Raw genomic sequence first — 23,051 nt, forward strand, 5'->3', positions numbered from 1 at the left:
CCATGGACCTGGATGCCACCGCCTTGCGCGCCCGTCTTCTCGATGGCGGCTACACCGTCGAGGCAGTTCTGCATCGCTTGGGGGATGCGGGCCAGGCGGGGCTGGAGCGCAACACGACGGTGGCTGGCTCGGTCGCGCTCGGTGACGCCATGGATCCGTTGGCCGTCCTGATTCGGCTGTTCCTGCTGCAGCAGCCTGTCCCCGACGCCGCTGCCGTGGAGGCGCTGGACGTCGACGAACTGGTTGCGGCCGGGGTGCTGCGCCGGGAGGCGGACCGGGTCATTGCCGAACTCGACATCCGGCCCTACCACTCACCCGACGACGGGGCCTCCGGGTACCTGGTCAGCGACCTCACCCCCGGGATGGACGGCGTCAACTCCGCCACCCGGCCGGACTATGTACTTGGCGCCTCGCCCGCCTCGCTGACCCTGACCCAGTTGACGGTCCGCGACGACGTGGGCTCGGCCCTCGACCTCGGGACGGGCTGTGGTGTGCAATCCCTGCACCTGGCAAGGCACTGCGGGCGCGTCGTGGCGACCGACCTCAACGCCCGCGCCCTGGAGTTCGCCGAACTCACGGCCGCGCTCAGTGGCATCGACGTGGACTTCCGCCTCGGCTCCCTCTACGAGCCGGTGGCGGGGGAGCGCTTCGACCTGATCGTTTCCAACCCGCCCTACGTCATGAGCCCCCCTGGTGATGACGACGTGCGCCTGACCTACCGCGAGGGCGGCTTCGAGGCTGATGGTCTGGTAGCCGCCGTGGTCAGGGGAGCCGCTGACCACCTCAATCCCGGCGGCACGGCCCAGTTCCTGGTGAACTGGGCCGTGACCGGGGAGGAGTCCTGGGAGGAGCGGGTCCGCGGCTGGGTCGAGGGCACAGGGCTGGACTGCTGGGTGATCGAACGGGAGCGCCTGGACCGCTATTCCTACATCGAGCTCTGGCTCACCGACGCGGGGCTCGTCGGTTCCGAGGAGTGGCGCCCCGCCTACGAGCGCTGGCTGGCCTACTTCGACGAACTGGGGATCGAGGAGGTCGGCATGGGCTGGATCCTGTTGACCGCTGCCGGCCGCGACGAACCCCACCTGCGCTTCGAGACCTGGCCCCACGCGGTGGAACAGCCCGTGGGCGTGGTCTTCGCGCACGATCGCGCCGCCGTCGACGCCTCCCGCCTGCCCTTGGCCGATCTCCTCGCCGCCTCACCCCGGCTGGGTGATGTGAGGCAGGAGACGCTTGGCGAGCCCGGAGCGGCCGACCCGCAGCACATCGTCCTGCGGCAACGGACGGGCCTCCTGCGCGCCATCGAGGTGGGCACCGCCGAAGCCGCGGTGCTGGGGTCTCTCGACGGCGAACTCACGCTCTCGCAGGTTGTAGCCGCGGTGGCCCAGATCCTTGAGATCGACGCCGCCGATCTCGCCGCGGGAGTGGTTCCCGTCGTCCGGCAGGCGCTGCTGGACCAGATGCTGACGCTCTGATCATCCTTAAGTCTTGACTTATTTAAGTCTGGACGCAAGAATCGGGTCATGCACGCGCTCGATGTCCTCGGGGACCCCGTCCGGAGGCGGATCCTGGAACTCCTCGCCCACGACGGGGAGCTTGGCGCGGGCGAGATCGGCTCCGTGGTGGCAAGGGAGTTCGGCATCAGCCAGCCTGCCGTCTCGCAGCACCTGAAGCTGTTGCGGGAGCAGGGCTTCGCAACCGTTCGCGCCGAGGGCACCCGACGGATCTACGCCGTGGACCCGCGCGGACCCAGCGAGGCCAGGCAGTGGCTCAGCGCCTTCGAGCGGTTCTGGCTGCCCAGGTTCGACGCGCTGGGCACCGAGCTCGCCCGAGGGAGACGCCAGCGGCGCCTGGCCGCGCAGCAGACAACCGAAGAACCAAAGGGACAAGTCCCGCCAGACAAGGAGGAATGACATGGTCGACGTGGTCGCACAGCTGGAAGCAGTCACCAGGGAAGTTCGGGTCGAGGATCGCGACGGTGAGCCGTCGCACGTCCAGACCCTCGAGCAGACCTACCCATCACCGATCGAGGACGTGTGGGAGGCGGTCACCACGGGCGAGCGCATCGCGCGCTGGTTCCTGCCGGTGAGCGGTGACCTGGAACTCGGAGGCCGCTACCAACTCGAGGGCAACGCAGGGGGAGAGGTGCTCCAGTGCGATCCACCCTCGGGGGGCACGGCCGGCTACCGCATCACGTGGGAGTTCGGCGGTGGCACGACCTGGGTCAGTCTCCTGCTCACGGAGGAGGGTGAATCCACCCGCATGCGGCTTGAGCACGTCGCCCGGGTGGCCGACATGCCGCAGGAGATGTGGGACACCTATGGACCGGGGGCCACCGGCGTGGGCTGGGACGGCGGACTGCTCGGCCTTGCGCTGCACCTGGGTGCGACGGGGGGTTCGCTCTCGCCGCAGGAGGCGCAGGCCTGGGCCGTCACCGAGGAGGGCAAGCAGTTCTACCGGGGTTCCTCCGACGCCTGGGCCGCGGCCCACGTCGCCTCCGGCGCCGATCCGCAGACCGCAGCGCGCAACGCGGAGGCCACCTACGGCTTCTACACCGGCACGGGCATGTGAGGGCAGCTCGGCGGGACCGCGTCGGGGCACGGAGCGCCCACCCCGACGCGGGACGCCGCTGCCGGGGGACCACCCCTCAGGCACGAACTTGCGGCTTCCCCGGAAAGCCACCGTGGACACGTGGGCTAGCATTCCAACCAGTCCCACCCCACGGAACGAAAGAAGCTGCATGGCTGACAAGCTCAAGCGACTCGTGATCGTCGAGTCGCCCACGAAGGCGACCAAGATCGCCGGCTACCTCGGCGACGGGTACATCGTGGAGTCCAGCCGCGGCCACGTGCGGGACCTGCCGACGGGCGCCGCCGAGGTGCCCGCCAAGTACAAGGGCGAGAAGTGGGCACGCACCGGGGTCAACGTCGACGACGGGTTCCAGCCGCTCTACGTGGTGGCCGCGGACAAGAAGGCCACCATCCGGGACCTGAAGTCCAAGCTCGCGGGGGTCGACGAACTCCTGCTCGCCACCGATGGTGACCGCGAGGGCGAGGCCATCGCCTGGCACCTGCTGGAGGAGCTCAAGCCGAAGGTTCCGGCCCTGCGGATGGTGTTCCACGAGATCACTCCCAGCGCGATCGCCGAGGCCGTGCAGAACCCGCGGAAGCTGGACACCGACCTGGTGGACGCGCAGGAGACCCGCAGGATCCTGGACCGGCTCTACGGCTACGAGGTGTCCCCGGTGCTGTGGAAGAAGGTCATGCCGAGGCTCTCGGCGGGCCGGGTGCAGTCGGTGGCGACGCGTTTGGTGGTGGACCGGGAACGGGAACGGATCGCTTTCGTGCCGGCCTCCTACTGGGACCTGGACGCCATCCTCGACGGCGGTGCTTCGGCCGAGCCACGCAACTTCCCCGCCCGGCTGACGACGGTGGGCGGCAACAAGATCGCCCAGGGCCGCGACTTCGATTCCTCCGGCAACGTCACCAGCCGGTCGGCCGTCATTCTCGACGAGGCGGGTGCGAAGGCGATTGCCAAGGCAATCGAGGACGGGACTCTCGTCGTCGCGTCCGTGGAGGCCAAGCCCTACACCCGTCGCCCCTACGAGCCGTTCCGGACCACGACGATGCAGCAGGAGGCCGGCCGCAAGCTGGGCTTCACCGCGCAGCGGGCGATGTCGGTGGCCCAGGAGCTCTACGAGAAGGGCTTCATCACCTACATGCGTACCGACTCCGTGACGCTGGCGGCGTCGGCCATCACGGCCGCGCGCAAGCAGGTCTCGGAGCTGTTCGGCGACGCCTACCTCCCTGAGAAGCCCCGCTACTACGCCTCCAAGGTCAAGAACGCCCAGGAGGCGCACGAGGCCATCCGCCCGGCCGGCGACACCTTCGTCCATCCTGACCGGACCGGGCTCCACGGCGACGCCTTCCGCCTCTACCAACTGATCTGGATGCGCACGCTGGCCTCCCAGATGGCCGACGCCAAGGGCGAGCAGATGACGGTGCGGATCGACGCCAGGCTCGCGTCCCCGGTGCAGCTGGCCACGGGCGCAGTCGAGGCCGCGGAACTCACCGCCTCGGGCAGGACCATCACGTTCCACGGCTTCCTGAAGGCCTACGTGGCCGGGAGCGACGACGACTCGGCCTCCGATGACTCCCAGGCCCGCCTCCCTCAGCTCACGCAGGGCGCCGAGGTCCACGCGGAGTCGGTGACGGCCGCCGGTCACGAGACCAAGCCTCCGGCCCGCTACACCGAGCCGTCGCTGGTGGCCAAGCTGGAGGAGCTGGAGATCGGGCGGCCCTCGACGTACGCGTCGATCATCCGCACCATCACGGCCCGCGACTACGTGTTCAAGAAGGGCTCCGCGCTGGTGCCCACCTGGCTGGCGTTCGCCGTGACCCGCCTGCTGGAGGAGCACTTCTCCAAGCTGGTGGACTACAAGTTCACCGCGGAACTGGAGGAACTCCTCGACGAGATCGCCGCCGGCGACGCGGACCGGCTCAAGGTCCTCACCGAGTTCTACCGCGGCCCGGCGGGCTCCGAGCACCAAGGACTGGAGACGCTGGTCAACGAACTGGGCGAGATCGACGCCCGCGAACTGTCCACGTTCCCGATCAAGGACTCGGGCATCAACGTCCGCGTGGGCCGCTACGGCACCTACATCGAGGACTCCGACGGGCGCCGCGCCAACGTGCCCGAGGACCTGCCGCCCGACGGGCTCACCATCGAGGTGGCCCAGGAACTGCTGAGCCAGCCCCTCGACGCCGAACGCGAACTTGGCGTGGACCCGGAATCGGGCAACCTGGTCGTGGCCAAGAACGGCCGCTACGGCCCCTACGTCACGGAGGTGCTCCCCGAGGACGCGCCGAAGTCGCGCAAGCCCCGCACCGGATCGCTGTTCAACTCGATGTCGCTGGACAGCGTCGACCTCGAGACCGCGTTGAAGCTGATGAGCCTGCCCCGGGTAGTCGGGACCGACGCCGACGGCGTCGAGATCACTGCCCAGAACGGTCGCTACGGCCCCTACCTGAAGCGGGGGACCGACTCGCGCTCGCTGACCAGCGAGGACCAGATCTTCGAGATCACTCTCGACGAGGCCCTGGCCATCTACGCCCAGCCCAAGACCCGCGGCCGCGCCGCCGCGGCCGCGCCGCTGAAGGAGTTCGGCGACGACCCGGTCTCGGCAAAGCCCGTGGTGCTCAAGTCGGGGCGGTTCGGCCCCTACGTCACCGACGGCGAGACCAACGCCACCCTGCGCCGCGACGACGACCCCGAGCAGGTGACCCCGGAGCGCGCCTTCGAACTCCTCGCCGAGAAGCGCGCGAAGGGCCCGGCCAAGAAGCCCGCTCGCAAGCCCGCGGCCAAGAAGGCCCCCGCGAAGCGGGCGGCCACGAAGAAGCCGGCCACCGGGAGGACTGCCGCGAAGAAGAGCACCGGGAACGGCTAGGTTGGGCGCATGGGCAAGAAGCGCAGGAAAGCCATGCGGTTCCACATGCCGTTCACGGCAACCGCTCCGCCCCTCACGTCCAAGGCGGTCGGCCTGACCCGGCTGGTCGAACTGCGCGGCCGGAGCAACTCCTCCGACGTCACCATCATCGATGCCCCCGACAACCGTCTGCTGCGCGCAGGCGTCGTCGTCGCCCACCGGGTCTCCGACGGCCTCGGGGAGTGGACCCTGGAGGCGCCGCGCTGGGCTCCGAGGCTGCCTCAGTACAGGTCGGAACCGATCGGGGCCAGCGCGGAACTGCCGCTGGAGTTCGCCGTCCTGATCCGGCCCATCGCCCGGGGCGCCACGCTGGGGCCGGTCGCCGCGCTCAGCGTGCGGCACTCCGAGTACACGCTGTGCGGCGAGGACGACGCGTCCCTGGGATCCATCGTCGACGAACTGGTCACGGTCCGGCGCGGCGGGGTGGCGACGGCCCGCTACCGCGAGACCAGCGTGTTCCCCTCCGATGACATGACTCCCCAGCAACGCGAGTTCGTGCTCTCCTCGATGCTGTCGGTCTCGGCCACCCCCGTGGGCGAGTTCCCGACGCTGCAGCAGCGGCTCGGCCCGCCCGCCACCGGCCTCACCGACTTCCCCGAACCCCAGCCCGTGCGGCGGGAGTCCACCATGGAGGACCTTGTCACCGCCGTGTTCGCGCGGGACCTGCAGGACCTCGTCGACGTGCTGCTCGACCTCGAGCTCGGCCGCCCCGACGACGTCGGCATCGTCGGAGCTCAGCTCGACGTGGTGGCCCGCGACGTCCGCGGCTTCGCCCACGCCCTCGACCCGCAGTGGCGGGAATCCGTCGAGCGGGTGCTGGCGGGGGTCAGGAAGGACAGCCGCTCCGACGTCGTCGCGGCGGCGCTGCAGGTGGCCGAGGCCCTCGTCGGCGCCGTCCATGCGCCCCGGCTGGGTGACGTCTCCCACGACGTCGCGGCACCGTTGCTCTACCGGCGGGCCCAGCAGGGGATCTACATCCTCGCCGACCGCTGCCGCTCCCTGGAGGCCAACTCACCGAACCCGCAGTGGGCGGGCGCGCTGCAGGCGGCCGAGCAACTGGCCGTGTCGGCTTCGGTGGTCAGCGTCATGCCCAGCAAGGTGCTCGCGAAGTCGATGCGGCTGCTCGAAGAACTGAGCGGCCACCTGCGGGCCTGCGTGGCCGAGCCGGAAGACGCCAAGCTGGACGGGCTCACCGTCGCCGAGGCCTACGAACTCGGTGCCCGGCGCGAGCGCGAGCGCCTGGCGGTCGCGCGTTCCCGCGCCGAGTTCGTGGCGGTCTGGCCCGAACGCGTCGCAAAGCTGCGCAAGTACATGGAGAAGGCGAAGAGCAAGGGATGAGGGGCAAGTTCATCGTCCTCGAGGGCGGCGACGGCGTCGGCAAGTCCACGCAGGCCGAGCTGCTGATCGGCTGGCTCGAGGAGCACGGGATCGCCCACGTACGGACCCGCCAGCCGGGCGGCACCTCGCTGGGCGCGAGCTTGCGGGGCCTCGTGCTCGATCCTGCCAGCGGCGACGTCGCCCCCCGCGCGGAGGCGCTGATCTACGCCGCTGACAAGGCCCAGCACGTCATGGAGGTGGTGGAGCCCGCGCTGGCCGCCGGCCTGGTGGTGGTCAGTGACCGGTACGTGGACTCGATGATCGCCTACCAGGGAGCCGGGCGCCATCTCGACGTCGCCGAGGTGGAGCGCCTCGCAGCCTGGGCCACCTCCGGCCTGCGCCCCGACCTGACCATCCTCCTCGACGCCGAGTTGGGCGAGGCCGTCGGCCGCATCGCGCAGAAGGACCGCCTCGAGGGAGCAGGGGACGAGTTCCACCGCAGGGTCCGGGAGCACTTCTTCCACCTCGCTGCGGCCGACCCCGAGCACTACCTCGTCCTCAACTCCCGCAGGCCCCGCGAGGAGGTGGCCGCCGCGATCGCCACGCGGGTGGCCGCCCTGCTCGCGTGAGGTGTCTGAGGCGGCTGGCAGGATGGTTGCGTGGCTAGCGTTTTCGATGAACTGATCGGCCAGGAGAGAGCCGTCGAGGTCCTGCGGCGCGCCGTCGCCGGCGGGCGGCACTCCATGAGCCACGCCTGGCTGTTCGTCGGGCCCCCCGGGTCCGGCCGCTCCAACGCGGCCAAGGCGTTCGCGGCGGCCCTGCAGTGTGAACGCGGCGGGTGCGGCGAGTGCATCGAGTGCCGCACCTCCCTGTCGGGTGCGCACCCGGACGTGACCCTGCTGCGTACCGAGCAGTTGTCCATCGGCGTCGAGGAGGTGCGCCAGCTCGTCGGACGCGCCAACGTCTCGCCTATCAAACGACGGTTCCAGGTGGTGGTGGTCGAGGACGCGGACCGGGTGACCGAACGCGGCGCCGACGCCCTCCTGAAGGCGCTCGAGGAGCCCGCTCCCAAGACGGTCTGGCTGCTGTGTGCCCCCAGCGCCGACGACGTCATCGTCACCATCCGCTCCCGCTGCCGCCAGCTCCAGCTGGTGACCCCCGACGCTGAGGCCGTCGCGGAGTTGCTGGTGAAGCGGGACGGCATCTCGCCCGCCCTGGCGGCGCACTGCGCAAGGGCCGCGCAGGGTCACGTCGGCAGGGCACGGATGCTGGCACGTTCGGAGTCGGCGCGGATCCGCCGAAACGAGATCCTCTCCCTGCCCACGAAGCTGCGGAGCCTGACCGACTGCCTTACGGCCGCCGAGAACCTCGTGGCGGCGAGCGCCGAGGAGGCCGCGCAGGCGACGGCGGACCTGGACGCCCGGGAACTGGCGGAACTGCAGGCCGCGATGGGCATGGGCGGTCGCGGCGCCAAGCCGCGATCAGCGCAGGCGGCCATCAAGGACCTGGAGGACCAGCAGAAGATGCGGGTCAAGCGCATGCAGCGCGACGCCCTGGACAACGTGCTGACGGAACTCACGGGCTTCTACCGGGACGTTCTGGCGCTCCAGACCGCGCCCGGGATCAGCCTCATCAACTCGGACCTGGCCGACCAGATCCAGCCGATCGCCCGCCGCAGCACGGGTGAACAGACCATTCACGCGCTGGACGCCATCCTGCAGGCGCGCACCGCGCTGGAGACCAACGTCGCCCCGTTGCTGGCCATGGAGGCGCTGATGGTGAGCCTGGCGGAGGCGGGCAGGGCCACTGTGTGACCCGCCGACGGCGTGTGGCGCCGGGGCTGGGACGCAAATGGATGGGAGGATGAGGGCGAACTCACCCAGAGAAGGAACAGCCATGCCCGCAACTGATGAAGGCGATTGGGTGCGTCAGGGAACGCCCCGCGACGTCGACGCCGACTGGAACGATGAGCAGAGCGAGTACGGAACCGCGCTGAGCCCGGCAGAGTGGGACGACTACTCCAGCGAGCAGTCGGTCCCGGTCCAGCCACCCCAGCAGCAGTCCCCGTCCGGTTCCGAGGAGGCCCGCCCGGAGGATGACGCGGCGGTCGAGGGTAGCTCGGACCGCCCGGTGGAGTCGCCGCTGTGGACCGACGACGCGGCGCCCGAGGGATCGCGCCCGGAGGTCTCCGAGGATGCGGCGCTGTTCGGCGCACCCCTGGAGGACAAGCCCGACCTTCCCGAGGGTGAGGGCGTGGTGACCGAGGTGCACACCGACGTTCCTGCCCCGGCACCCTCGGAGACGGAGGCGCCCGCTGCGCACACGGAGCCCGTGCTGGCCGACACCGCCGACGAGCGCGACGTCGAACACCAGGAGTCGGAGCCCGCGATCGAGGAGGAGACCCTCGACGAGCCTGTGGCCGAGGAGTACGACGAGCCCGCCTTCGACGAGGACACCGAGCGCGCCTACGACGAGGACGCCCCGCGCGTCTCCCATGCCGGAATCCCCGACGACGAGCGCGACGGCGATGACGGCGAGGTCGATTCCGGCACTGACGCGCCGACGGCCGACACTGACGACGACTATGACCCCGACGCCACCCGCGTCGTCCCGGTGGTCGAGGCAGGTTCGCCGGGGGCCACGGCCATGGCGGCCGGTGGGGCCGGCGCGGCCGCCGTCGCCGCCGGTGCCGTGGCGGCCGACGGCATCTACCGCCGCAATCGCAGCTCCGATGACACCGCGATCATCGACGACCAGGCCCGGCTGGAGGCCCGCGCCCGCGAGGCCGACGAGGCCGAGGCGCGCGAACGGGAGCTCCAGGCGCAACTGGACGCCGAGCGACGCGCCCGCAACGAGCGGCTCGGAGTGGTGCCGACGTCGTCGGAGAACGCCGTGCGTGACGCGGCCACCGCCTACAAGGTCTCCACGGACCGGTTCTTCAGCAGCCTGTGCCTGTTCGTGCTCCGGCTCGTGACCGCGGCGGTGGTCGGGATCGCCGGCTACCAGATCCTCACCGGAATCGACGGCGCCGCGCAGTTCCTGTCCCAGCAGCCGCTCATCCCCGAGCCCCGGCTGGTGGCCTGGATCGCCGGGTTCTCGTTCGCCGTGATGGCCCTGCTGCTGGTGATCGGCATGATCCAGCGGGTCGTCGGGTTCGTGCTGTTCGCGGTCTCCGTCGCCGTGCTGGTCCTGCTGCGCTGGGGTCGGTTCAGCGTGTTCACAGAGGGGGTCCTGGGCTTCTACGGTGACAGGGAACTGCTGCTGGCCGGGATCGGTCTGGTCCTGCTCGGCGTCGGTGGCGGCCTGTGGGGCGTCGACGGCGCGTTCCGCAAGGCCCGGGCGGCCGCACGGGCGGAGACCGAAGGCTGATCCGGCAAGCGGGGGGCGCCGGGTCCCGCCGGAAGGGCTGGAGCTAGCCTGAGGGCGTGGCCAAAGTGATGGCCGTGACCTTCGAGGAGCACGGCACGCTGCACTACCTGGATCCCGGGGGCGGGGAGTTCGCCGTCGGGGACTGGGTGCTGTACCCCACCGCCGACGGCAACGAGGTGGCGCGTTGTGTCTGGGCGCCGCAGGAAACCGCGGACCACACCGGGCCGTTGCCCGTCTGCGCCGGACCCGCCACCGAGGCCGACCTGCACCGGGACGAAACCCTGCGCACCCGGCGCGACGGCATCCGCGCCACCTCAGAGGACGTCATCGCCGAGGCGGCGCTGCCGATGAAGGTGGTCGCCACCGACTACGTCGACCCGATCCCCGACGGCGGACGCCTCGCAGTCATCTACTACACGGCACCGCACCGGGTGGACTTCCGCCCGATCCTCGGCCCCCTGGCGCGGCGCCTCGGCGCCAGGGTGGACCTTCGGCAGGTCGGGCCGCGCGACGCCGCCCGGTTGCAGGGCGGCATCGGCGTGTGCGGACGGGAGCTGTGCTGCAGCACCTTCCTGCAGGACTTCGAGCCGATCACCATGCGACTGGCCGCGGAACAGTCGCTGGGGAACAACCCGCTGCAGATCTCGGGTGCGTGCGGGCGGCTGCTGTGCTGCCTGGCCTACGAGCACCCGCTGTACCAGGACTTCAGGCGCAGGGCGCCGGCGGTGGGTGAGGCCGTGACCGTGGACGGTGAGCCGGGTTTGGTCGTCGGGCACAATGTTCCTTCGGAGAGGGTTGTGGTGAAGACCTCGCAGGGTGTGGTCGGATGTGCGCTCTCATCGGTGTGTTCGACGGCGCAGGATCGTCGGAGGCGCTCCCCGTCCGTCTAGGAGAGCTTGATGAAACGAAACTGGGTCGGTTGGACGCAGGGACTGCTCGTTGTGGTCGCCATCGGTCTGGTGGCGTCGTTCTTCCTCGGTGGGATGGTCGGCGGTGCGCCGCGGGACACCCCGGCCTCGCCGTCGGCGTCACCGTCGGAGCAGTCCGGGGCGCCCGTGCAGCCCGGCGATCCGCAGCCCGGCGTCCCCCAGATGCCTGTGGCCGAGCACGAGACCTGGCCCACGGAGCCGGAACTGAACCCGGACCGCCAGCTCGACGTCGAGGCCGCCGCTCCGACCGTCGACCTGGAGGAGCCCCTCAGCCAGGACCTCACGGGGTACTGGACCCAATCGGTCAACTGGGCCGCCTGCGGTGAGGGCGCCCTGTGCGCGAAGATTCGCGTTCCGCTCGACTGGGAGAAGCCCGGCGAGGCCGCCCTGGAGATCGCGATGCGCAAGGTGCCCTCCGACGATCCCCAGCACGACCCGATGTTCCTCAACCCCGGTGGCCCCGGCGTCGGTGGCCAGTTCATGGCCGAGAGCATCGGCAATGATCGTTGGCCCGGGTACGACAAGATCGCCTGGGACCCGCGCGGCACGGGGGAGTCGACCGCGGTCGCGTGCGGCACCCAGGAACAGACCGACGAGGTCTATGAACTCGACGGCTCCCCGGACGAGCCGGCCGAGGAAAGGGCCCTGGTCGACGGCTGGGCGGCGTTCGCCAAGCAGTGCCGCGACGCCTCTGGTGAACTGCTGGACCACCTCACCACCATCGAGGTGGTCCGGGACCTGGACCTGATGCGCCATCTGGTCGGCGCCCAGAAGCTCAACTTCCTGGGCGTGTCCTACGGGACCTACCTGGGCGCCATGTACGCAGAGCTGTTCCCCGAAAGGGTGGGCCGCATGGTGCTCGACTCCGCCGTCGACATCACCGACGACGAGGCCGTCTCCCAGATCGAGGGCTTCGAACTCGCGCTGCGCAACTACGCCGACTGGTGTGCCGCCGAGGAGCGTTGCACCTTCGGCAACACCCGTGACGAAGTGCTCGCCACCATCGACGACTTCCTCACGGGACTGGACTCCGATCCCATCGCAGTGGGGGACCGTGAGGTCACGCAGGGCCTGGGGACGACGGGCGTCATGGCCTTCCTCTACGCGGACGAGGAGGCCTACGAGGGCCTCACCTACGTGGTCATGGAGGCCATGCAGGGTCGGGGTGGGGACCTCCTGAGCGCCGCTGACAACCTGAACGGACGCGGCGGGCCCAGCATCCTCGCGTTCCCGGCGATGCGGTGCGCCGACTGGCCGGACGAGGGCGTCGAGGCGTCCTACGAGCGGTTCGCCGAGATCATCCCCAAGGCACCTGTGCTGGCTCCCAACGCCGGCATGGACCTGGTCTGCGAGCTGTGGACCGCGGACTCGGCCCCCCGGCTCAAGCTGACCGGGAAGGGCGCTCCTGAGCTGCTGGTCATCGGCACCACAGGTGACTCCGCAACCCCCTACGAGCACGCGGTGACGATGGCCGAGCAACTGGTCTCCGGTGTGCTGGTGACCTTCGAGGGCGCCGGGCACGGTTCGGCCACCGGGGACAACGAGTGTCTGAACCGGGTCCTCACCGAGTTCTACGAGGACGGAACGGTCCCCGACGACGGCACCACCTGCAATTGATCCACGCCCGACGACCCCGCCGCCGCCAGCCGCAGTTCCAGTTCCTCCCGGGTGAGCGGGGCGACGCCCGCGGTCGGTGACGCGAGCAGGTCCCGGAGCCGGCGCAGCCCGAGCAGTGCGGCGCCCAGCGCCGTCGCGTACTGGTCGAGGGCGGACGCGACCACCAGCGGGGGCGCCTGGACGCGCTCGGCAACGTGGCGCACCAGGCCCGGCAGGAAGTGCGGCGCCAGCGGCGCCAGCGCCCCGGAGATGGCCACGACCGCCGGGTCCACCACCGACGTCGCAAGAGCCAGCGCGGGCGAGATGGATTCCACGTATCCGACGGCGCCGGCCAGTGCATCGGCGTCGCCCGCCAGTGCGGCGCGGACAGCGTCGCCAAGGGGGTCGTCGCCGTCGAAGCGCCGGATCCAGTCCATCCGCTCCTCGCTCGGCAGGAGCGGGTTGAGGGAGATGTCGCCGGCCATGCCGTGGGCGCCGCGACGCGGTACGCCGCCCAGCAGCAGCCCGAGCGAGGGCCGTCTCCCGAGGTGGACCAGCATCACGTCGTCGTGATTCCTGGCGGCCCCGGCGACGTGCTCGGCCCAGGTGGCCGCGCGGACGTCGTTGACCACGAGAGACCTGCTGGGGAGCCGGTCGGCGAACAGGGCCGCAGGGTTGCGGCCCTCCCACTCCGGCAGCGCCACCGACTTCAGGATGCGGCCACTGGTGTCGATGAGACCGCCCACCGCGAGCATGGTCAGCCACACCGGATGCGGTCCGGCGTCGGTCATTGCCTGCTTCAGCACGGACCCGACGACTCTCCGACGCTCAGCCACCGAGGCGTGGGCGTCGGATCGGTCCTCGGACAGGGAGAGCACCTTCCCCGAAAGGTCGACGACGACTGCGCGGGTGGCGTGCGAGCCGACGTCGAGTCCGACCAGGCAGGCCCTGGGGTGCCGGAGCCGGTAGAGCTGGGCGGGCCTCCCGCGGCCAGCCTTCACCGGGGCACTGACGTTCACCCACCCCTTGTCCTGCAATCCGCGCAATACGTCTCCGAGGGCGGCAGGCGTCAGGCGGGTGGCCGTGGCAAGGGCGGAGACGCGCTTGGGTCCCTCGCGCAGTGAGGTCACCACGGCGTACTCGTTCCACCCTCGGACGGAACTCGGGTTGGCGCCGTGGCCGCTTGTCTCCATACAGCTATTGTCCACCACGCATAGCACGAATCCCCGCACGGGTCTGTCAAACCGACACGCGGGTCTCGGAGCACATCGGCGGACTTTTCGCGTTGCGGCAGACACCGCTATAGTTCTTGCTTGCTGCCGCCCTAGCTCAGTAGGCAGAGCGACGCTCTCGTAAAGCGTAGGTCACGAGTTCGATTCTCGTGGGCGGCTCCAGCACCAGCGCGAACCTCGGTCCATGGCCGGGGTTCGCGTTCTTCGTGGCGGGCTCGCGACGCCGTGGGTGCAGTTCCGGTGGGCGCAATAACATGCGGTCGCAGGATCCGTAGGCAGGGGTGGTGTTCGGGGCCCGGGTGCCCCCCTTGTACTCTGGTTGGGCTGGTGCGGACCGCGCGCCCAAGTGACACGAGGAGGGGACATGCTGGACTGCGCCATCATCGGAGCTGGTCTGGCGGGGCTGACCGCCGCCCGGGACCTGGTCAGGCGTGGTCTCGACGTCGTCGTCATAGAAGCGCGGGATCGCGTGGGTGGCCGGGTCGAGAACGGCATCCTCGCCGACGGACAGTACGTCGAGCTCGGCGGCCAGTGGATCGGCGGCGGCCACGACTCCATCGGTGAACTCATCGAACACTTCGGTCTCAAGACCATCGGCAACCCGGCCAGCGGCCACCTGATGGTGCGCCTGCGCGGCAAGACGATGCCGTTGCCCTCCACCGAGGAGTCCTCGGAACTGACACCCTTCGAGGTTGCCGACCTCGGCAGCGGGCTCCTGCGCCTGCGCCGCCTCGGCCAGCGGCTGCGCGAGGACGAGGCCTGGGCCAAGGCCAACCACGTCTGGCTCGGCCAGGACCTGAACCGCTGGGTCACCACCAACCTGCGCACCGTCGGAGCGCAGAAGCGCTTCAAGAAGGTCTACCAGACCGCTTTCGGCCCCCTGGAGAACGGCACCACGCTGCAGGAGGGCCTCATGGAGGTCAACTCCGGGCCGGATCTGGAATCCATGCTGGCCTCCAATGGCGGACTGAACCAGCTGCGCGTCGACGGCGGCATGTACGCCCTCGTCGAGGCCATGGCCGATGAGCTGGGGGACAGGGTCCGGCTGGGCACCCCTGTGGTCAAGGTCGAGCACTCGGCTGAATCCGGCACGCTCGTCCTGGAGAACGGCGAACGCGTCCAGGCGCGGCACATCGTCTCCACCCTCCCTCCCAAGCTGGCGGTCAAGCTGCAACACGAGCCGCCGCTGCCCGAATGGCGCGCGGAGACCGCGGACAAGGTCGCCGGTGGCAACGTCATCAAGGCCTACCTCGTGTACGAGACCCCCTTCTGGCGCGAGGAGGGCCTGTCTGGCCAGTCCAGCGCCGACGAGGGCCCCGTGCGCGTGACGTTCGACACCACCACGGGTGACAGCCAGCGGGGGCTGCTCATGGGGTTCTTCGAGGGAGCCGACGCGGACTCACTGTCGAAGCGGTCGGTCACCCTCCGCGAGCGGGCGTTCGTTGACTCAGTGGTGCGCACCTTCGGTGACATCGCCGCGAAGCCGCTGGAGTACGTCGAGCGGGACTGGTCGGCCGAGGTCTACACCGGCGGCTGCCATGGGGCCCACTTCGCGCCGGGCGTCTGGACGGCGAACGGCCCGGCGCTGGGGGAGTCCGACGGCGTGCTGCACTGGGCCGGCGCCGAGTACGCGCCCCGGTTCAACGGCTACATGGAGGGTGCGGTGCGCTCCGGCCACGAGGTGGCCGCCGTGGTGGCGCTGCACAGCGCCTGAGCGGTCAGTCCAGGTCCGGCAGGGCCAGCCACTCGTCCCAGGAGAGGTCCCGTCCCACGTATCGTGGCCGTGACAGGGGCCACTTCGTCCGGATCCATTCCGGGACGAGTTCCTCGAGCGCGGCGTCGACGTCGCTGCCGACGAGCCGGTCGACCACCCACCAGGAGATCTCGGCGTCGGCTCCCGGCTTCTCCGGTGGGTCGATGTAGACGCAGCCCAGCAACTCGGTCTCGCCCTCGTCGAAGAGCGCGTAGTTGAACGACTCGTGGCTGGCGATCTCGGCCTCGTGGCGCGCCAGGTCCTCCCGGTCCTGCTCCGCCGTCATCGACGCCGGGGGCCAGCCCCAGGCCTTGCCGTAGATGGACCACAGCCGCTGCTGCGACCCCATGACGGCGGGCATGTCCAACTCGACGTCGTCCGCGCGAATTGGGCGCAGGTGGTGCCCCGTGGGCAGGTCCACACGCAGGGGATGGTCCCAGTCCTCCGGGAGCCAGGAGGAGTCGTTCTCGGTCACGGCCACAGCCTCGCGCACGGCGCAAGCCTGCGCAAGGGCCACTCAGGCCCGGACCAAGCGGGTCCGAGTGTCGACCCGCTGTGCCACAGTTCACCCCTGCGAGCACCCGGCCGTATGATCCATGGGTGTCGATCGAGGTGCTGGCCACCAAACTCTTCCCGCCCACCCCCCGCGCCGGGTCGGTCGCCCGCCCGCGTCTGGCCGAACTCCTGGGTGCCGCCCTGCACCCTGGCCACCGCCTCACCCTCATCTCCGCGCCAGCCGGTTTCGGCAAGACAACGCTCCTGGCCCAGTGGGTCTCCGGGCGGGAGCGCGTGGGTTGGGTCTCACTCGATGATGCCGACAACGAGCCGTCCAGGTTCCTGACCCATCTGGTGGCCGCGCTGACCGGAGCCGGCCTGGAACTGGGCTCCGACGCCGGAGAGCTGCCCAAGTCACCTCCCACGGACGCTCTGACCGCCGTCGTCAACGCAGCCGCCAGAGCAGGGTGGGAACGGCCCGAGGAGCACTGGCTCCTGGTGCTCGACGACTACCACGCGATAACCAAGACTGACGTGCACGAGGCTGTGACGTTCCTGCTGGACCACGCCCCCGAGAATCTGCACTTGCTGCTCGCCACCCGGGCGGACCCGCCGCTGCCACTCCCGCGGCTGCGCGGTCGCGGGCAGTTGACCGAGGTGCGCGCCGCGGAGCTCCGGTTCTCCGGGTCGGAGTCCGGCGAGTTCCTCAACGACGTGATGGGACTCGAACTCGGCGGGCCCGAGATCAGGGCTCTGGAGCAGCGTACCGAGGGCTGGGCCGCGGGACTCCAACTCGCTGGTCTCTCGCTGCGAGGAGTCACACCACGACGCGTCGCAGGGTTCATCGAGGCCTTCACCGGGAGCCACCGCTTCGTCATCGACTACCTGGTCGATGAGGTGCTGGCGCGGCAGGACGAGGAAGTGAGGACGTTCCTCCTGCGAACGTCCGTCCTCGACCGCCTGAACGGTCCTCTCTGCGACGCCGTCACCGGAGGCACCGGTGGCAGCGGGGTGCTGGACGAACTTGAACGGGCGAACCTGTTCCTGGTGCCGCTGGACGCCGAGCGGAACTGGTACAGGTACCACCACCTTTTCGGCGACGTGCTGCGCGCACGGCTCGCGGCTGAGGAGCCGGGGGTGGCGCAAGACCTGCACGCCGTCGCGAGCCGATGGTTCGAAGGGCAGGGCTTCCTTCCCGAAGCGGTGAGGCACGCCGTCGCGGGAGGGGAACCGGGCCGCGCCGCGGAACTGGTGGAACGGGCCATCCCCGAACTGCGCCGGGCGCGCCGGGACAGTGTGTTGCTCGAAGCGGTGCGTTCCCTGCCGGAGCCCGTGGTGCGAGCCAGCCCCGTCCTTGGAGTCGCATCGGCGTGGTCGATGATGCTGGCCGGTGACCTTGCCGCCATGGAGGCCCGGCTGGACGCGGCCGACGCCGCCCTGGCGGCCGGCGTGAAGGACCCGAGCCTCCGCTCCTCCTGGGCCGACACCGAGGACCTGAGGCGCGCCCCCGCCACGATCCGGCTGTACCGCGCTGCCCTCGCGCAGGCGCGCGGCAACGTTCCAGCGACGGCGCGGCATGCCCGTGAGGCCTTGGCGATGGCGGAGCCGAGGGACCATCTCACCCGAGGCAGCGCGGCGGGCTTCGTCGGGCTGGCCGCTTGGGCCACGGGCAGTGTTGAGGAGGCGCTGACCACGTTCACAGCTGCCCGGAGCAGTCTCCGGGCCGCGGGCAACGTGGTTGACGCGCTCGACATGAGCGTCGTCCTCGGCGACATGTGGGTGACGGCCGGAAAGCCCAAGCGCGCTCGGGAGGAGTACGACGCGGCGCTCGAGTCGGTCTCCGCGATCGGCGAGCCGCATGCGCGCGCGGTGCCGGACCTCCACGTCGCGTTGGCGGACCTGGAACGGGAGCAGGGACGCCTGGCCGCGGCCGAGGCGCACCTGGAGACCGCCAGAGCTGCCGGGGTCCACGGTTCCATCACGGAGAACCGTCACCGTTGGTACGTGGTCACGGCCCAGGTGCGTGCCGCGCAGGGGGAACATGCCGTCGCCCTTCAACTGCTGGACGAGGCGGAAGAACGCTACCGGGCGGGCTCCTACCCCGACATCCGCCCCATACCGGCGATCCGGGCGCGACTCCACATCGCCGCCGGGGATCTCGACACGGCCAGGGAATGGGCGCGTGAGCATGGGGTCTCGGCAAGCCGGCCCGCGACCTTCCTCCGAGAGTACGAACATCTCACCCTTGTCCGGCTGCTACTCGGGCAGCAAAGGCACTCGCAGGGGGTACTCCGTGCGGTGGCCACCCCCCGCGCTCTGGATGAGGTGTTCGGGCTGCTGGATCGCCTTGAGGCCGACGCCGCGCCAAAGCGTGCGGGCAGCCTGCTGGAGATCCGCGTGCTGCGCGCGCTCGCACTGCACGCTGCCGGACGGATGGCGGATGCGCTTGCCGTGCTCGGCGTCGCCCTGGCGCTGGCGCCAGACCCGGACGGCTACGTCCGACTGTTCCTGGATGAGGGTCCTGCGATGCTGGCTCTCCTGCGGACTGCCGATGATGAGCCGCCCGAAACCGACGACGGGAACGCATCCTTGACTGGGGGCGTCGACAGCGGACGGCTTCGGCGGCACGCGCAGCGACTCCTGCGGGCCGCAGAGGGAGTGCCGGCACCCTCGGCTGCGCCGACGGATGAAGCGTCCGTGGGGCTGGGGCTGGTCCCACGACCACCCACGCCAGCCGACATGCCCTCGCTGCCCGACCCGCTCAGCCGCCGAGAACTGGAGATCCTCCGGCTCCTGCCCGGCGACCTCACCGGGCCCGAACTTGCCCGGCAGCTGTTCGTGTCCCTCAACACGCTGCGGACACATACCAAGCGCATCTACACCAAACTCGACGTCGGCACCCGGGCGGCCGCTGTCCGGCGGGGTCGCGAACTCGGTCTGCTCTAGTCCGGCAATCACACTGTGGGTCACCACACGTGGTGACGCCCGCTCACCGGAGCGCGCCGTAGGTTTCGAGCAGTCATCGCGGCACAACGACGCGGGACGCGGACAAGGAGCCGGCTATGAACATCACCACGAAGACCCTCACCCGGGGGGCGGGCGTCGCGGCAGCGGCCGCTGGCCTCATCTTCCTCGGGGTCCAGGTGAACCACCCACCGTTGGACGCCAACACCATCACCACTCTTGAGCTGGCCGTTCGCAACACCCTGAAGTTGCTGATGGCGGTGTTTGCGCTGATCGGCATCACCGGGATGTACCTCAGCCAGGTGCGGCGCAATGGGATCGTCGGACTCGTCGGCTTCCTGGGCCTCGCAGCGGGTTACCTGCTGATCCTGTGCTCTTCGTTCCTTGCGGCCTTCGTCCTGCCGGCGATCGCGCCGGAACTGCCGGGCTTCGTCAACGCCGTGCTGATCACCGCCGACGGCGGCCAGCCGGCCAGTGACATCGGCATCCTGCAGACGATGATCCAGATCCAGGGTCTCGCCTATCTGGTGGGTGGCACGGTGTTCGGCATCGCGCTCTTCCGCGCAGGCGTGCTGTGGCGCTGGGCTTCTGCGCTTCTCGCCATCGGAGGCCTGGTGTCCTTTGGTCTGTCGTTGCTCCCAGACGCCTTCCACCGGCTGCTCGCAGTCCCCAACGGCGTGGCGTTGGTCGCGCTCGGCTTCTCGCTGTGGCGCTCCACCCGCGCAATCGCCTCGTCGACGCCGATCCCTGCAGACGAGCATCCCTCCACAGCTGGTGCCAGATGACCCGGTACTCCCTCGCCACCGCCCGGCCAGCGCGACAGCGTCCGCCGGGCGGCCGTGGCTCGGCGTGGCGGGTCCCCGTCGCGCTGGCGGTCCTTGTCATGATCCCGCTCATCGCAGGCTCGCTGCGCGTCCTGGAGCTGGCCGGCGGTGAACGGCTGCTGCCGGATAACGCCCGCATCGCGGCCTCTCCCGCGCCGCTGGTGGTCCACGTGGTCGGGGCCGCGGTGTTCGCCTTGGCAGGAGCCTTCCAGTTCCCCGCTCGAATCCGACGCGGCCACCCCGCATGGCACCGTGGAGCAGGGCGGCTACTGGTTGCTGCTGGGCTGGCGGTGGCGGGCTCGGGCTTGTGGATGACGCTGTTCTACCACGATGCCCCAGGCGGTCTCCTGCTGTGGACGGTCCGGATTGCAGTTGCCGTGGCCATGGCCTCCAGCCTCGTGCTGGGAGTGGCAGCCATCCGTCGCGGCGACGTCCTCGCGCACCGTGCCTGGATGATCCGGGCCTACGCGCTCGCCGTGGCTGCCGGCACGCAGGCGTTCACGCAGGGTCTCGGAGAAGGCCTGTTCGGGAAGAGCGACCTCAGCACCGCCCTGTCGGTCAGTGCGGGATGGCTGATCAACGCCGCGGTCGCCGAATGGGTGATCCGCCGTCCCGGCGTCCGGCGAACCGAGCGGAGCGCAACCGTTATGACGGTGTCCTGACATGCCTCGGCGCCAGACCTCTCCCAGCCAGTATGAGTTGCGGGTGCTGGGGCACTTGGAGCAGCGCTGGTCGGACTGGTTCGACGGCCTCACGGTCACTGCGCACGACGACGGCACCACCACAATCCGCGGCGAGGTCAGGGACCAGGCGCAACTGCACGGCCTGATCGGCAGGATCCGCGACCTGGGTGCTCCGCTCGTCTCGGTGAACCCCGTTGCCAAGGCACAGTAGACACGGACGTCGGACCCCAGTGCTGGTAGGAATGGTCGCATGCCAGACAAGCTGCTCGGTCGCGCCCGCCTCGTCGCCCAAGGCCTGGTCACCCAGCCGTACGGGTCGCCGGGTGAGGCCGTCGCCGCCCACGGGGCCATGCAGGGCCAGGACCTGCCCGGGGTAGTTGCCTCGGCCGCCCTCCGGAGCGGGTCCGAGGCGTCAGCGGTCACCGCAGCCATGGATGCAGGAGAGATCGTGCGCGGCTACCCGATGCGCGGCACCGTCTTCCTGATGCCGGCCACCGACGCGACGTGGATGGGCGAGCTCTGTGCGCTGCCCGCCATGAAGGCCGCGCGGGCTCGCCAGCACCAGCTCGGCCTGGACGATGACCGCATGGCCCGGGCCCGGGAGGTGGCAGTGGCCGCGCTGGCCGAGGCGCCCAACGGGCTCTCCCGCGCCGACCTGTTCGCGCTGTGGGAGGCCGACGGCCAGCCGACCAAGGGTGGTCCGGGTTACCACCTGCTCGGACGCATGGTCTCCGAGACCGTGCTGTTCTACGGTCCGTGGAACGGCAAGGACCAGAACGTGGTGCTCGCCGAGACCTGGGTGCCTGCCGGAACCGGGCTCGAGGACCGCTTCAACGGCGACCGCATCGCGGCCGCGGCCGAGTTCCTGCGCCGCTACCTGAACTCCCACGGTCCCGCCACCATCCGCGACTTCGCCTGGTGGACCAAGCTCACCCTGCGCGAGGCCCGCGCCGCGCTGGACCTGGTGGTGGGCGAGTTCGAAGTGGGCACGGAGCCTGAGCCCACCTACTGGCGCCCCGGCCTGCGTGAGGAGGTCCGGGAACTCGGCGACGCCGTCGCCTCACCGGTGCTGCTGCCTGGGTTCGACGAGTTCATCCTCGGCTACCAGGACAGGCTGTTCGCGATGACGGAGGAGGAACACCAGCGCCTGGTGCCGGGCAACAACGGCGTCTTCGGCCGCAGCGTCGTCGTCGACGGCCAGGTGCTCGGCCTCTGGAAGCGGGGTGGCCGGCCGGGCAAGCGGACGCTTGAGGTGGTCGAGTTCACGCCACTCAGCCAGCCTGTCCGTGCCGCGCTGGCCGACCAGTTCGAACGGTTCCCCTTCACCACCCCCTGACCGGTCCCAAGGGTGGCGCATCCGGGTCGGAGTTCGGACCCGCATGCGCCACTCTTCCCGACGGGTCAGTCCGGCACACGCTTGCAGCGGGCGCACTTGGAGACCGAACCCGTCCAACCGCCCCTCTGGAGTGCCTGCCCGATCTCGCGTGCGACCTGGCAAGGACTCAGCAGCGCCTTCCAGCCGTACCGCAACGTTCGCAACCCCATGAGTTCGTGGCGGTTGTCGCGGGCCATGTCTGCGTGGGCCACCAAGCCCTTGTGGTGGGCCTTTCCGTCGAGCTCGACCAGCACCAGGTACTCCTCGTATGACACGTCGGTCTGCGTTCCTGCGGAGTGGCTCTGCTGCCTCTGGCCGGCGGGAAGGCCGTGCGGCTTCTCGACGTCGTGGACGTAGCGCCGCTCCAGCGGGCTGTGCACCCCCGTCCGGTGCTCGGCCAGGACGTCGAGGATCAACGATCGGTAGGGCTGCGTGCGGGTGTTTGAGGCGAAGCCTTGCAGGGAGCCGGCGGTCATCGGAGTGTTCGCGAGCGCCGTGGTGATGTGCCCGACGACCTCGTCCTCGTCCTGGGCCTCCGAGCACAGTTCGAGGACTGCCTGTTCCCGGCAGACCTTGGCCGGCTCGCCCAGACCCAGCCGCTTGCCCCGCCGGAATCGCCAACGCCCGCCGGGGCGCTGGCGAGACTTCTTGGCTCCCCAGACGTCGATGACCTCGGGCTCCGGCGCGAAGCCCCACAGATGCGCTGCGGCCAGCCCTCCCAGCGCGGCTCCGTCGCCGGCCAGCAGGACGCCACCCCACGCCCAGCCGTCCCACGTCGGGTTCTCGTTCACCGACCACAGGTCCTGTCCCACCCGGTACCAACGGCGCTCCTTGCGCCACCTCGCCAGCACGGAATGGGTTGCGCCCAGCGCGCTGGCCTGGGCAACGGTGAACATGCCGCCCTGGGCGGTGATCAGGGCCGAGAGTCCGGTCGGGACCGGGAACTTCTTCCTCATACGTCGCACTCTGGTTGTGGGGGCGCGTCGCGCGTCATATGGGGCTGGTGGCTGTGGAAACCGGGTCCGTCAAAAG

At 70.2% G+C, this 23,051-nt stretch carries 19 protein-coding genes and 1 tRNA gene; 17 read left to right on the top strand and 3 right to left on the bottom strand.

The window, feature by feature from the left end:
- Positions 1 to 2: 2 nt before the first annotated feature.
- From LKO27_RS13355 to LKO27_RS13400, 10 genes are all read left to right on the top strand, one after another.
- Positions 3 to 1,472, top strand: a complete 1,470-nt coding sequence (locus LKO27_RS13355; RefSeq protein WP_227738006.1) for a methyltransferase — start codon at positions 3 to 5, stop codon at positions 1,470 to 1,472.
- Between the two features lie 48 nt (positions 1,473 to 1,520).
- Positions 1,521 to 1,910 carry a helix-turn-helix transcriptional regulator gene (locus LKO27_RS13360; RefSeq protein WP_227738007.1) on the top strand — a complete coding sequence of 130 codons (390 nt, stop codon included), beginning with the start codon at positions 1,521 to 1,523 and terminating at the stop codon, positions 1,908 to 1,910.
- A gap of 1 nt (position 1,911) precedes the next feature.
- Positions 1,912 to 2,568 carry an SRPBCC domain-containing protein gene (locus LKO27_RS13365; RefSeq protein WP_227738008.1) on the top strand — a complete coding sequence of 219 codons (657 nt, stop codon included), beginning with the start codon at positions 1,912 to 1,914 and terminating at the stop codon, positions 2,566 to 2,568.
- A 169-nt stretch (positions 2,569 to 2,737) separates the two neighbouring features.
- Positions 2,738 to 5,443 (top strand): type I DNA topoisomerase, encoded by a 2,706-nt coding sequence (gene topA, locus LKO27_RS13370; protein WP_227738009.1) that lies wholly within the window; start codon positions 2,738 to 2,740, stop codon positions 5,441 to 5,443.
- Between the two features lie 9 nt (positions 5,444 to 5,452).
- The gene (locus LKO27_RS13375) at positions 5,453 to 6,820 is read left to right on the top strand and encodes a hypothetical protein (protein WP_227738010.1); all 1,368 of its coding nucleotides are present in this window, start codon (positions 5,453 to 5,455) and stop codon (positions 6,818 to 6,820) included.
- Positions 6,817 to 7,428, top strand: coding sequence for a dTMP kinase (gene tmk / locus LKO27_RS13380; RefSeq protein ID WP_227738011.1), 612 nt, complete (start codon positions 6,817 to 6,819; stop codon positions 7,426 to 7,428). The genes LKO27_RS13375 and tmk overlap by 4 nt, the downstream gene beginning before the upstream one ends.
- 30 nt (positions 7,429 to 7,458) lie before the next feature.
- Positions 7,459 to 8,613: a DNA polymerase III subunit delta' gene (locus LKO27_RS13385; RefSeq protein ID WP_227738012.1), complete on the top strand. Its 1,155-nt coding sequence runs from the start codon at positions 7,459 to 7,461 to the stop codon at positions 8,611 to 8,613.
- Between the two features lie 82 nt (positions 8,614 to 8,695).
- Complete coding sequence (locus LKO27_RS13390; RefSeq protein ID WP_227738013.1) at positions 8,696 to 10,168, top strand: DoxX family protein; 1,473 nt, start codon at positions 8,696 to 8,698, stop codon at positions 10,166 to 10,168.
- A gap of 56 nt (positions 10,169 to 10,224) precedes the next feature.
- Positions 10,225 to 11,058: a regulatory iron-sulfur-containing complex subunit RicT gene (locus LKO27_RS13395; protein ID WP_227738014.1), complete on the top strand. Its 834-nt coding sequence runs from the start codon at positions 10,225 to 10,227 to the stop codon at positions 11,056 to 11,058.
- 9 nt (positions 11,059 to 11,067) lie between these two features.
- Positions 11,068 to 12,714, top strand: a complete 1,647-nt coding sequence (locus tag LKO27_RS13400; protein WP_227738015.1) for an alpha/beta hydrolase — start codon at positions 11,068 to 11,070, stop codon at positions 12,712 to 12,714.
- Here the strand turns inward: LKO27_RS13400 and LKO27_RS13405 are convergent.
- Positions 12,669 to 13,886: an ROK family transcriptional regulator gene (locus LKO27_RS13405; protein ID WP_227738016.1), complete on the bottom strand. Its 1,218-nt coding sequence runs from the start codon at positions 13,884 to 13,886 to the stop codon at positions 12,669 to 12,671. The genes LKO27_RS13400 and LKO27_RS13405 overlap by 46 nt on opposite strands.
- Before the next feature lie 125 nt (positions 13,887 to 14,011).
- Here LKO27_RS13405 and LKO27_RS13410 point away from each other — a divergent pair.
- Positions 14,012 to 14,087: transfer RNA gene (locus LKO27_RS13410), tRNA-Thr, on the top strand.
- A 202-nt stretch (positions 14,088 to 14,289) separates the two neighbouring features.
- Positions 14,290 to 15,639, top strand: a complete 1,350-nt coding sequence (locus tag LKO27_RS13415) for an FAD-dependent oxidoreductase (protein ID WP_227738017.1) — start codon at positions 14,290 to 14,292, stop codon at positions 15,637 to 15,639.
- 4 nt (positions 15,640 to 15,643) lie between these two features.
- Here LKO27_RS13415 and LKO27_RS13420 read toward each other — a convergent pair whose 3' ends face one another.
- Positions 15,644 to 16,171, bottom strand: coding sequence for a GNAT family N-acetyltransferase (locus LKO27_RS13420; RefSeq protein WP_227738018.1), 528 nt, complete (start codon positions 16,169 to 16,171; stop codon positions 15,644 to 15,646).
- Between the two features lie 107 nt (positions 16,172 to 16,278).
- Between LKO27_RS13420 and LKO27_RS15640 the strand changes: the two genes are divergently transcribed.
- From LKO27_RS15640 to LKO27_RS13445, 5 genes are all read left to right on the top strand, one after another.
- Complete coding sequence (locus tag LKO27_RS15640; protein ID WP_227738019.1) at positions 16,279 to 19,119, top strand: LuxR C-terminal-related transcriptional regulator; 2,841 nt, start codon at positions 16,279 to 16,281, stop codon at positions 19,117 to 19,119.
- Between the two features lie 116 nt (positions 19,120 to 19,235).
- Complete coding sequence (locus tag LKO27_RS13430; RefSeq protein ID WP_227738020.1) at positions 19,236 to 19,922, top strand: hypothetical protein; 687 nt, start codon at positions 19,236 to 19,238, stop codon at positions 19,920 to 19,922.
- Positions 19,919 to 20,623: a DUF2306 domain-containing protein gene (locus LKO27_RS13435; RefSeq protein WP_227738021.1), complete on the top strand. Its 705-nt coding sequence runs from the start codon at positions 19,919 to 19,921 to the stop codon at positions 20,621 to 20,623. Before LKO27_RS13430 ends, LKO27_RS13435 begins: the two co-directional genes overlap by 4 nt.
- 1 nt (position 20,624) lies before the next feature.
- On the top strand, positions 20,625 to 20,855 hold the full coding sequence (locus LKO27_RS13440) for a hypothetical protein (RefSeq protein ID WP_227738022.1): 231 nt from the start codon (positions 20,625 to 20,627) through the stop codon (positions 20,853 to 20,855).
- A gap of 39 nt (positions 20,856 to 20,894) precedes the next feature.
- A complete protein-coding gene (locus tag LKO27_RS13445) occupies positions 20,895 to 21,980 on the top strand; it encodes a winged helix DNA-binding domain-containing protein (protein ID WP_227738023.1) in 1,086 nt (361 codons plus the stop codon).
- 65 nt (positions 21,981 to 22,045) lie between these two features.
- On the opposite strand, the gene LKO27_RS13450 is transcribed toward LKO27_RS13445, so the two are convergent.
- Positions 22,046 to 22,975, bottom strand: a complete 930-nt coding sequence (locus LKO27_RS13450) for a hypothetical protein (RefSeq protein WP_227738024.1) — start codon at positions 22,973 to 22,975, stop codon at positions 22,046 to 22,048.
- Positions 22,976 to 23,051 lie beyond the last annotated feature (76 nt).

The organism is Tessaracoccus sp. OS52 (genome assembly GCF_020687685.1).
Classification (GTDB): Bacteria; Actinomycetota; Actinomycetes; order Propionibacteriales; family Propionibacteriaceae; genus Arachnia.